The 1027-nt window shown below is 67.3% G+C and carries 1 protein-coding gene; it reads left to right on the top strand.

All coding sequences use genetic code 11. The annotated features are described in order from the left end of the window. Nucleotides 1-130: 130 nt before the first annotated feature. Nucleotides 131-1027, top strand: coding sequence for an IS5 family transposase (locus tag ACFQGL_RS32150; protein WP_377516421.1), 897 nt, complete (start codon nucleotides 131-133; stop codon nucleotides 1025-1027).

A 1027-nucleotide genomic window follows, 5' to 3' on the forward strand; every position in this document is an offset into this window, starting at 1 on the left:
CTAGGCCGTGTTTCGTAGGGCGTTGATGTTGGGGCGTGGCGGTGGTCGCTAATTGAAGAGGTCTCCGGTAGTTGGTTCAGCGACCAAGCTAGAACTTCACACCGGAGACCTCGTGCCGAGCGTAACGGCAGTGAGGCGACATGACCTGACCGACGTGCAGTGGGCGGCGTTGGAGCCGTTGCTGCCTGCCGGAATGGGTCATGCTCGGCCGCGCAGATGGACCATGAGACTGATCATCGACGGGATCCGGTGGCGGGTCCGGACCGGATCGCCGTGGCGCGACGTGCCTGCGGAGTACCCGCCGTGGCAGACCTTGTATCGATGGTTTCGGCGGTGGCAGCGTGACGGTGTCTGGGCGCAGATCCTCACCTCGTTGCAGGCCCGGGCGGACGCGGCGGGGTTGGTCGGCTGGACGGTGAGCGTGGACTCGACCATCAGCCGCGCCCACCAGCACGCGGCTGGAGCCCGCCGCGACGGCCAGGCGCAGAAGGAGCCTCCTGGTGGTGTGCAGGCCGAGCCGGCAGATCATGGGCTCGGCCGATCGAGGGGCGGCTGGAGCACCAAGACCCATCTGGCCTGCGAGCAGGGCCGCAAACTGATGGCCCTGGTGGTGACCGCCGGACAGCGCGGTGACAGCCCACAGTTCATCCCCGTGTTGGCCAAGGTCCGCATCCCCAGAGCCGGTGGTGGACGGCCACGCACCCGCCCCGACATCGTGCTGGCCGACAAGGCGTACACGTCCAAGGCCAACCGCGCCCACCTGCGATCCCGGGGCATCCGCGCGTGCATCCCGAGCAAGGCTGACCAGGACGCGCACCGCAAGGCCAAAGGATCCCAAGGCGGACGACCGCCCGCCTTCGACCCCGACGTCTACCGCCTGCGTCACGCCGTGGAGTGCGGCATCAACCAGCTCAAACAACACCGCGCCATGGCCACCAGATACGACAAACTCGCCGTGCGCTACGAAGCCACCCTCACCATCGCCGCCATCAACCAATGGCTTCGTGCCCTACGAAACACGGCCTAG

Origin of the sequence: Micromonospora vulcania (assembly GCF_042658605.1) — a bacterium.
GTDB classification, from domain to species: Bacteria; Actinomycetota; Actinomycetes; order Mycobacteriales; family Micromonosporaceae; genus Micromonospora; species Micromonospora vulcania.